Origin of the sequence: Candidatus Pelagibacter sp. HIMB1485 (assembly GCF_052048055.1) — a bacterium.
GTDB lineage: Bacteria > Pseudomonadota > Alphaproteobacteria > Pelagibacterales > Pelagibacteraceae > Pelagibacter.
Genome location: NZ_JBNAIN010000001.1, coordinates 15,916 through 25,548 on the forward strand (window position 1 = coordinate 15,916; position 9,633 = coordinate 25,548).

General features: G+C 31.6%; 13 protein-coding genes. 5 read left to right on the plus strand and 8 right to left on the minus strand.

Going from position 1 to position 9,633, the window contains the following annotated elements; translation table 11 throughout:
* Nucleotides 1-8 precede the first annotated feature (8 nt).
* From ACTTA4_RS00100 to ACTTA4_RS00125, 6 genes are all read right to left on the minus strand, one after another.
* The gene (locus ACTTA4_RS00100; RefSeq protein ID WP_440633008.1) at nucleotides 9-797 is read right to left on the minus strand and encodes a cytochrome c oxidase subunit 3; all 789 of its coding nucleotides are present in this window, start codon (nucleotides 795-797) and stop codon (nucleotides 9-11) included.
* A gap of 9 nt (nucleotides 798-806) precedes the next feature.
* The gene (locus tag ACTTA4_RS00105; protein WP_256998103.1) at nucleotides 807-1,340 is read right to left on the minus strand and encodes a cytochrome c oxidase assembly protein; all 534 of its coding nucleotides are present in this window, start codon (nucleotides 1,338-1,340) and stop codon (nucleotides 807-809) included.
* Nucleotides 1,341-1,458: 118 nt separating this feature from the next.
* Nucleotides 1,459-2,370 (minus strand): heme o synthase, encoded by a 912-nt coding sequence (gene cyoE, locus ACTTA4_RS00110; protein ID WP_440633009.1) that lies wholly within the window; start codon nucleotides 2,368-2,370, stop codon nucleotides 1,459-1,461.
* Nucleotides 2,371-2,400: 30 nt separating this feature from the next.
* Nucleotides 2,401-4,035: a cytochrome c oxidase subunit I gene (gene ctaD / locus ACTTA4_RS00115; RefSeq protein WP_075506423.1), complete on the minus strand. Its 1,635-nt coding sequence runs from the start codon at nucleotides 4,033-4,035 to the stop codon at nucleotides 2,401-2,403.
* Nucleotide 4,036: 1 nt separating this feature from the next.
* Entirely contained in the window at nucleotides 4,037-4,852 is an 816-nt protein-coding gene (coxB, locus tag ACTTA4_RS00120; RefSeq protein ID WP_428080982.1) for a cytochrome c oxidase subunit II, read from the minus strand.
* A gap of 60 nt (nucleotides 4,853-4,912) precedes the next feature.
* Complete coding sequence (locus tag ACTTA4_RS00125; RefSeq protein WP_440633010.1) at nucleotides 4,913-5,614, minus strand: RsmE family RNA methyltransferase; 702 nt, start codon at nucleotides 5,612-5,614, stop codon at nucleotides 4,913-4,915.
* Nucleotides 5,615-5,630: 16 nt separating this feature from the next.
* Between ACTTA4_RS00125 and ACTTA4_RS00130 the strand changes: the two genes are divergently transcribed.
* A complete protein-coding gene (locus tag ACTTA4_RS00130) occupies nucleotides 5,631-6,293 on the plus strand; it encodes a haloacid dehalogenase type II (protein WP_440633011.1) in 663 nt (220 codons plus the stop codon).
* On the opposite strand, the gene ACTTA4_RS00135 is transcribed toward ACTTA4_RS00130, so the two are convergent.
* The gene (locus ACTTA4_RS00135; RefSeq protein ID WP_440633012.1) at nucleotides 6,286-6,645 is read right to left on the minus strand and encodes a winged helix-turn-helix transcriptional regulator; all 360 of its coding nucleotides are present in this window, start codon (nucleotides 6,643-6,645) and stop codon (nucleotides 6,286-6,288) included. The two genes, ACTTA4_RS00130 and ACTTA4_RS00135, sit on opposite strands and share 8 nt — an antisense overlap.
* A 126-nt stretch (nucleotides 6,646-6,771) precedes the next feature.
* Here ACTTA4_RS00135 and ACTTA4_RS00140 point away from each other — a divergent pair, with 126 nt between their 5' ends.
* Genes ACTTA4_RS00140 through ACTTA4_RS00155 form a run of 4 tightly spaced genes read left to right on the plus strand, consistent with a single transcriptional unit; the run spans nucleotide 6,772 to nucleotide 9,201 of the window.
* Nucleotides 6,772-7,008 carry a CDGSH iron-sulfur domain-containing protein gene (locus ACTTA4_RS00140; RefSeq protein ID WP_262589802.1) on the plus strand — a complete coding sequence of 79 codons (237 nt, stop codon included), beginning with the start codon at nucleotides 6,772-6,774 and terminating at the stop codon, nucleotides 7,006-7,008.
* 3 nt (nucleotides 7,009-7,011) lie between these two features.
* Nucleotides 7,012-7,389 (plus strand): DoxX family protein, encoded by a 378-nt coding sequence (locus tag ACTTA4_RS00145; RefSeq protein WP_440633013.1) that lies wholly within the window; start codon nucleotides 7,012-7,014, stop codon nucleotides 7,387-7,389.
* Entirely contained in the window at nucleotides 7,390-8,226 is an 837-nt protein-coding gene (locus ACTTA4_RS00150; protein ID WP_440633014.1) for a pirin family protein, read from the plus strand.
* 3 nt (nucleotides 8,227-8,229) lie between these two features.
* Nucleotides 8,230-9,201 (plus strand): quinone oxidoreductase family protein, encoded by a 972-nt coding sequence (locus ACTTA4_RS00155; protein ID WP_440633015.1) that lies wholly within the window; start codon nucleotides 8,230-8,232, stop codon nucleotides 9,199-9,201.
* On the opposite strand, the gene ACTTA4_RS00160 is transcribed toward ACTTA4_RS00155, so the two are convergent.
* A complete protein-coding gene (locus ACTTA4_RS00160) occupies nucleotides 9,198-9,602 on the minus strand; it encodes a DUF2721 domain-containing protein (protein WP_075506429.1) in 405 nt (134 codons plus the stop codon). The genes ACTTA4_RS00155 and ACTTA4_RS00160 overlap by 4 nt on opposite strands.
* Nucleotides 9,603-9,633: the final 31 nt, after the last annotated feature.

Consider the following 9,633-nt stretch of genomic DNA (forward strand, 5'->3'; position numbering starts at 1 on the left):
ATTAAATATTAACTTCCCCAAACGTAGATAGCTGCAAACAAGAATAACCAAACAACATCAACAAAGTGCCAGTACCAAGCAGCTGCCTCAAAACCAAAGTGGTGTTCTTTCGTAAAGTGACCCAATCTTCCTCTCCATAAACAAACAGCAAGAAAGATTGTTCCAACAATTACGTGGAAACCATGAAAACCTGTCGCCATATAAAATACTGCACCATAAATATGTCCTGAATAATCAAATGTAGCATGATGATATTCGTAAGCCTGTAATAAAGTAAAAAAGAAGCCAAGTGCAACAGTTGCTGTTAATCCTTGAATAAATCCCTTTCTATCGTCTTCTAATAAAGAGTGGTGAGCCCAAGTTACTGTGGTACCAGATAATAATAAAACCAGTGTATTAATTAATGGAATGTCCCATGGATCAAAAGTTTCTATGTCTTGTGGAGGCCAAACATTTCCAACAAATTCATTTGGGAACAAACTTATATCAAAATAAGCCCAAAACCATGCAACGAAAAACATAACTTCAGAGGCAATAAATAATGTCATTCCATATCTATGATGGATTTGAACAACTGGAGTATGGTGACCTTGATATTCAGCTTCAATCACAACATCTCTGAACCACATATAAGCTGCATAAATCACAAGAGCCAATCCTAAATACATTCCCCAAGATACATCATTGTGCATATAAAAAATTGCTCCAATAGCTAGTACCAAGCATGCAAAAGATGTAAATATAGGCCAAGGACTTGGGTCTACTAAGTGATAATCGTGTTTTTTTTCAGCTGACATATCTTTTAATTATGATTGTTTATAATAATCTGTCGAGAAAAAAGTATACGACATAGTTACATCCTGTAAGTTTTTAACTGTTGGATCATTTACCAGTTCTGGGTCCAAATAAAAAGTCATAATATAAGTTGCCTTCTCACCAGCTTTAAGTTCCTGTTTTTCAAAGCAAAAACAGCCTAATTTACTATAATATTTACCAAAACTTGCAGGCGAAACGTTGAAACTAGCAACTCCATAAGTTGTTTCGTCTCCATAGTTCTCAACCTCAAACTCAATTCTATTTACCTGACCAACCTTAACATCAATGACATTTGATTTAGCCTTAAAATCCCAAGTAAGATTGTTTACATTCGTATCAAATCTTACACTTACAACTTTATCTAAAACTATTTTCGGGGCTTCTTTAGATACTTGGGTTGTTCCTCCAAAGCCAGTTACACGACAAAAAAGATCATACAAGGGCACTGCCGCAAAAGATAAACCTAACATTAAACAAAAAATACCTGCTAGAAGTAATGGAGTTAATGTTTTGCTCTTAATCATATCTGCCTATCAAATACGCCAACGTTATACAATGTAAAAACAAACAAAAAAACCATAAAAGCTAAAATTAATAAAGCAGTTATAATATTTTTTTTCTTTGTTTTTTTATCAGGTGTTATCATAAAATTTTATCAATTAAGAAAAATACAAAAACTAAAAACAAATACAATATTGAGTATCCAAAAATCGTTTTTGCTTTTTTTGCATCAAACTTGTTCTTCTTAAATTTGTAAAGTTCGAAACATAAGTAATTATAATAAATTGTCAAAATTAATGATGGAATTAAAAATACTAGACCAACAAAACTAATTGCGTATGGAAAAACAATAACTGGAAGCATTATTAATGAATAAACAAATATATTTAATTTTGTGCTTTCAACACCATTAGTCAATGGAAGCATTGGAATATTTGCTTTTTTATAATCATCAGATTTGTACAAACTTAGCGCCCAAAAATGTGATGGTGTCCAAAAAAAGATAATTAGAAAGAAAGTTAATGGCTCGAGTGAAAGTGAATTAGTAGCTATAGTCCAACCAATTACAGGAGGTAAAGCTCCTGCAGCGCCTCCAATTACTATGTTTTGAGGCGTTTTTCTTTTAAGCCAAACAGTATAAACAAGCACGTAAAATAAAATTGTAAACAACAATAAAGCTGCTGAAACTGTATTTGCAAAATAATCTAAAGCAACAACGGAAAATATTGATAAAGCAATACCAAAAATCAAAGCTTGGTTTTTATTTACCTTACCAGTTGGTATAGGTCTTAAACAAGTCCTTGTCATTAATGCATCTAAATCAGACTCGTACCACATGTTTAAAGCTCCAGCGGCACCAGCTCCAATAGAAACTAAAATAATTCCAATTATTGCATCTTTTGTTGGAATGACGTTTGGCGCCATTAACAATCCAACTGCACAAGTAAAAATTACAAGAGACATTACTCTTGGCTTCATAAGTTTAAATAACTCAGAGAAATTGAAAACGTATTCTTGACTTAAATTTCTATTTTTTAACTTAGACTTAATCATTTAATTTTAGACAAAAAATCTAAATACTTTTTAAGTAGTAGATTTTTCTGCACTCTCTTCATCTTCAAACTTCGGTAATTCATCAAAAGTATGAAAATTTGGAGGAGACGGTACTGTCCACTCTAAAGTTGTTGCTCCTTCACCCCAAGGGTTTTGAGCAGCAGCTTTTTTCTTATAAAATGCATAAATTAGATTTGCGAAAAATACTCCTAAACCAATTACAGAAATATATGATCCAATTGAAGATATATAATTCCAACCAGCAAATGCATCTGGATAATCTGCATATCTTCTAGGCATCCCCGCTAAACCTAAGAAGTGTTGAGGGAAGAAAATTAAGTTTACACCAATAAATGTTAACCAGAAGTGTAATTGACCTAACCATTCTGAATACTCGTAACCACTCATTTTTCCAAACCAGTAATAAAAGCCTGCAAAGATTGCGAACACCGCTCCTAAAGATAATACATAGTGGAAGTGGGCTACTACATAGTAAGTATCATGCATTGCTGTATCTACACCTGCATTTGCAAGAACAACACCTGTAACTCCACCAACTGTAAATAAAAATATAAACCCTAAAGCCCAGACCATAGGTGTCTTAAATGATATTGAACCACCCCACATAGTTGCTATCCAAGAAAATATTTTAATTCCCGTCGGAACGGCAATGATCATCGTCGCTGCTAAGAAGTAAGCTTTAGTATCTGTGCTTAAACCAACTGTATACATATGGTGAGCCCATACAACGAAACCAACTATTCCAATTGCTACCATTGCATATGCCATTCCTAAATATCCGAATACTGGTTTTCTAGAGAATGTTGAAACAATATGACTGATCATTCCAAAACCTGGCAAAATTAAAATGTATACTTCAGGATGACCAAAGAACCAGAATAAGTGTTGGAATAACACTGGGTCTCCACCTGTTTGAGCATCAAAGAATGCAGTTCCAAAATTTCTATCAGTTAATAGCATTGTGATTGCACCTGCTAATACTGGAAGTGATAAAAGCAATAAGAACGCTGTAACTAAAATTGACCAAGCGAATAAAGGCATTTTATGCAATGTCATACCTGGAGTTCTCATATTTAAAATTGTAGTAATAAAGTTTACTGCTCCTAGAATTGAAGACGCTCCTGCTAAGTGTAAACTTAAAATTGCAAAGTCCATTGCTGGACCAGGCTGCCCTGCTGTAGATGATAAAGGAGGATAGATTGTCCATCCACCACCAACTCCTGTTTGACCTGGAGGGCCATCCATAAATATAGACATGATCAATAAAATGAATGAAGTTGGTAGTAACCAAAATGAAATATTATTCATTCTTGGGAATGCCATATCAGGTGCACCAATCATGATTGGTACAAACCAATTTCCAAAACCACCAATCATTGCTGGCATAACCATAAAGAAGATCATGATTAAACCATGACCTGTTACTAAGACATTGTATAAATGATAGTTTCCACCCAAAATTCCATCACCTGGATGCATCAATTCCATTCTCATTAAAACTGAGAATGCAGTTCCGATCACACCTGCAACAATTGCAAATATAAGGTACATTGTACCGATATCTTTGTGATTAGTTGAATACGCCCAACGTTTCCAACCAGTTGGTGTATGATGATCGTCGTGTGATGCAGTTTGTGTATACATATTATTTACTCGCTAGTTTTTTAAATTGATCTTCTTCATTAATTTCTTTTGCAAATTTTATTTTAGCCCCAGTAAGCCATTCTTGATATTCTTCTTCGGAAACTACTCTTACTGTAATTGGCATAAAAGCATGTTTAATTCCACAAAGCTCAGAACACTGTCCATAATAAGTTCCAACTTCTTCTGCTTTAAACCATGTTTCATTTATTCTTCCAGGAACTGCATCTCTTTTAACTCCAAAAGATGGTAAAGCCCAAGCATGCAAAACATCATTTGCTGTAATTAAAACTTTAACTACTTTATTTACCGGAACAACTAATTCATTATCTACAGCTAATAATCTAGGCTGATTTTCTTTTAAGTCTTTATCTTCAATCATGTAAGAGTCGAAAATAATATTTTCATCTGGATATTCGTATCCCCAGTACCATTGATAACCAATTGCCTTAACTGTTACATCTGCTTTTGGTATTGAATCTTGTTTATATAGAATTTTAAATGATGGAACAGCCATCACGATTAAAATCAAACATGGAATTAAAGTCCATAAAACTTCAACAGCAACATTGTGAGTTCTTTTAGAAGGAACTGGATTTGCTGATGCTCTAAATCTGATACATGCATAGACCATCAAAAATAAAACGAAGACGCTTATTGCAATTATTATTGGTAGCAGTAATTTGTCATGAAAATTAACTATATCTCTCATAGACTCTGATGCTGCTTTTTGAAAACCTAATTGCCAATCTTTTGGCTGGTTAGCAAACGCAACTGCAGGAGTTAAAATTGAAAGAATTGTTATTAAAATTTTTTTCATTTTTTAACCCTATATAGAACGTCTTCAAAAAAATTACACTTTAGTTTTCGCGACAAAATATCAATTTATAGCGTATTTTATGATCGATATAGCTGAAATTACGGCTGTTTCAGATCTCAATATATTCTCATTAATTTTCAATGGTTGAACTCCACTAAATTTAAGAATCTTAGCCCTTTCCTGTTCAGAAAAATCTCCTTCTGGACCTATAATTATGCATGTTGGATTATCAGTGATCTTCTTTAAATCTATTTTAGTATTTTTAGAATTTAGATCAGTAAAAATTAAATCAACTTTGTTGTTATTTAAAAAATCATCTAATAATTTAGGATCCTCAATATCTGGAACATTAATTCTATTGGATTGTTCTGATGCCTCAATAATTACTTTCTCCAGTCGTTCTTTATTAATTTTACGAACAATCGTTCTATCAAATATTATTGGAATAAATTTTGTAACTCCTAACTCAGTTGCTTTTTGAATCATAAAATTAAAGTAATTTGATTTAATTGGAGAAAACGCAAGCCACAATTCTTTAGAATTTTCTTTTTGTCTTAATTGTTTTGTAACATTAAATTCAACAATACCTTTTGAGATATTTAAAATTTTTGCTTCCCATTCACCACTACTGTTAAATAAAGAAAAAATTTCATTTTCTTTAACTCTCATTACTTTGTTTACGTAATGCGATTGAGATTTATCAAGTGTATCAGTTAAATTATTAGATAAACTTTTAGAAAAATATAATCTAATGTTACTCATATTATTAAATTAGTTTATGAAAAATATTAAAGCAATAATTTTTGATGCTTACGGCACTTTATTCAATGTAAATTCAGCAGCAGAAAAATGTAAAGACAAAATTGGTGATAAGTGGGAAGCTTTTGCAAATTATTGGAGAACCACACAATTAGAATACACATGGCTTAGAAGTTTAATGAAAAGACATAAAGATTTTTGGCAAATCACTGAAGACAGTTTGGATAAATCAATGAGTGTATTTAAAATAGATAATTCAATGAGGGATGAATTATTAAATCTATATAAAATACTCTCTCCTTTTGAAGAAGTTCCAGAAGTATTAAAATCTTTAAAAGAAAAAAATTTCACACTAGCAATACTTTCTAACGGTACACCTTCTTTGTTAAATGAATTAGTACAAAGTAATAATTTAAATAATTTATTTGATGATATTTTTTCAATCGAAGAAGTTGGTGTTTTTAAGCCTGACTCTAAAGTTTATGATATGCCAATAAAAAAATATAAAATTGAAAAAAATGAAGTTGCTTTTTTAAGTGCAAATACTTGGGATGTATCTGGAGGAGGAAACTATGGATACAATTCTATATGGGTAAATAGAAATAATAATATCTTTGATAATCTAGATTATATTCCTAAAAATAAGATTACTAACCTTAACGAACTAATTAGTATTATCTAATTCTATTCTCTTCAAAATTTTTATTTAACTTCTGAGAAATAGTTCTGGTATTTTTTTTATTCCAATCAGAAAAAGATTTTAAAATTGGAATAACTGAAAGCCCAAATTCTGTCAGAGAATACTCAACTTTTGGAGGCACCACTTGGTAGACTTCTCTATTTATAATTCCATCAATCTCTAATTCTTTGAGTTGTTTTGATAACATTTGTTGTGTGATTGTTTTCAACTCTTTTTTAAGTTTATTAAATCTCACTATTTTATTGTTAAATAAGTAAAATAAAATTCTGATTTTCCATTTTCCACCAAGAAAATAAATTGCTCTTTCCGCTGGGCATTCAATATTGTTTTTCATTATACTCATCTAAACACCTAATTATATTTTTCAAGGTATGATTATACATACTAGTATGAAAATATTGCGTTCTTGCAGAATTTAACCAGATCATTATTTAGATTAAAAAATTAACAAAGGAGATTTGTGAGCAAAGGAATAAAAGCAGGAGATCAACCTATTTCTATTGATGTTGAAAAAGGAAAAAATTATTTATGGTGTTCTTGTGGACAAAGTAAGAGCCAACCATTTTGTGATATGTCACATAGGGGAACAGAATTTAAACCAGTTAAATTTGTAGCTGAAGAAAATAAAACTATTTATTTCTGCCATTGTAAACAAACTAACAATCAGCCATTTTGTGATGGTTCACACAACAAATAGATCATGACAAATATTTTAGATTTGGTTGGGAGAATATTTATCTCTTTAGTGTTTTTGTTAAGTGGAATTAATAAAATTGGAAATTATGAAGGAACCATTGGTTGGATGGAATCTTTGGGAATGCCGGGTATTTTTTTAATTCCAGCAATAATTCTTGAGATAGGTGCTCCAATATTAATAATGATTGGATATAAAGTAAAAATTTCTGCTGCTCTCTTAAGTTTATTTTGTATAGCAACTGCAATTATTTTTCACACAGATTTTAGTAATCAAATGCAATTTGTATCATTTATGAAAAATATAGCATTAGCTGGTGGATTTTTATTTTTGGTGATAAATGAGACAAAAGAGTTTAGTTTAGAAAGGAAATTAGCAAAATAAATGTCAAAAATTGAAGTAAGTAAAATTATAGATCCTATCCCAGCTTCGGATGGTGCAGGAGTAAAATTAAAAAGAAGTATTGGTGTTGAACCAAATTACTTTGATCCTTTCTTAATGCTAGATGAATTCGGATCTGAAAATAGTGAGGATTATATTGCTGGTTTTCCACCTCACCCTCATAGAGGAATTGAAACTGTTACTTATATGTTGGCAGGAGATTTTGAACACAAAGATAGCACTGGTGGTGAAGGAAGAATGACTGCAGGTGATGTTCAGTGGATGAAAACAGGAAGTGGAATTATTCATTCAGAAATGCCGGCAATGAAAGAAGGAAGACTTCATGGCTTTCAATTATGGATTAACATGCCTGCTAAATTGAAAATGAGTAAACCAGAATACATTTATATTGATGCAGACAAAATGAGTGTTCATAAAGATGATGAGAAACAAGTAAAAGTTATTGCTGGTAAATTTGAAAATGCTGAAGGACCTGTAAAAGGTCATAATGTGGAACCAGTTTATTTTGATGTGGAGTTAAACAAAGACAAACAATTTAATTTTAATATTCCATCAACTCACAATACATTTATTTACCTAATAGACGGTGAAATTGAAATTGGCAGTGAGAAACATAATAATGTTAAGGATAGTACTTTAATATTATTAACAAAAGGTGAAGAGCTTAAAGTAAAAGCAAAAACAGATGCTAAATTTCTTGTGATATCTGGAAAGCCAATAAATGAAGAAATTGCAAGAGGTGGGCCTTTTGTAATGAACACTAAAGCAGAAATCTTGCAAGCTGTACAAGATTATCATAATGGTACATTTGTAAAATAAATTATGAATTCAGTAATAATATCAAAAGCAGGTGGACCAGAAGTTTTAGAATATAAAGAACTTAAACTTGAAGATCCAAAAGCTGATGAGGTGACGATTAAAAACCATGCGATTGGTTTAAATTATATTGATACTTATCATCGATCAGGGCTTTATCCATTAACTCTGCCCTCTCAAATTGGCTTAGAGGGAGCTGGAGAAATAATTAAAGTCGGCTCAGATGTAAAAGATTTTAAAGTTGGAGATAAAGTTGCATACTGTGCGGCTCCTCTTGGTGCATACTCAACTCATAGAAACTATCCAACTAAAAACTTGGTAAAAGTTCCTGATAGTGTTGATTTGGAAACTGCGGCAACATTAATGACAAAAGGGATAACTACATTTTATCTTTTACATAAAACTTATCCTGTGAAATCTGGAGAAGATATTTTATTCCATGCAGCAGCTGGTGGTGTTGGTCAAATTTTTGGCCAGTGGGCTAAAAGTCTAGGATGCAATGTTATTGGTACTGTCGGTTCGGATGAAAAAATAGAAAATGCAAAACAAAATGGTTACGATCATGTAATCAATTACAACAAAGATAATTTTGCTGAAACAGTAAAAGAGATTACTGAAGGAAAAGGTTTATCTGTTGTTTATGATGGTGTTGGGAAAAATACTTTTGATGGTTCAATTGAATGTTTAAAATTAAGAGGAATGTTAGTTTCTTTTGGGAATGCATCAGGTCCTTTAGATCCTGTTAATGTTGCAAAATCAATTCAGCCAAAAGGACTTTATTTAACAAGACCAAGCATTATGCAATATACAACAACAAGAGAAGAGCTAGATGAGGCTGCAAATAAAGTATTTGAAATGGCTTCAAGTGGAAAAGTAAAAGTAAAAATTTCAAAAAAATATCCTCTAAAAGATATTGCAAAAGCACATAAAGATTTAGAGTCTAGAGTTCTTACTGGTCCTGCGGTTATACTTCCTTAGTTTACATCCACATCCATATCAGACATATGGAGTTTAAGGGCATTTGTTGAAATTTGAATTTCTCTTATAAAAAAAATAATTGATATGATCATGGATAAACAACATGAGCCAAAAATTACTCTCGCTGCAAATACCTCATCTAAGTAAAGTGCGAAAACTGTAAGCATGTTAAATAGAAAACCAAATGAGGCAAACAAAATTGTCCATCTAAGAAGTGTTATTCTGCCACTTAAATTAATAAACTGCTTCTTCCACTCTGGTGGAATATGTTTTTCATAAACATGCTCGTCATGAAGTTGACGAATTAAGATACTTAGAGAATGAAATCTGTTGCTATAAACACTCATAAGTAAAGGAATAGCTGGAAACATAAGTGCTGTGACTGTGTAATCTATATTCATACGAATCAAATTGATTATGAAACTAGCCTTT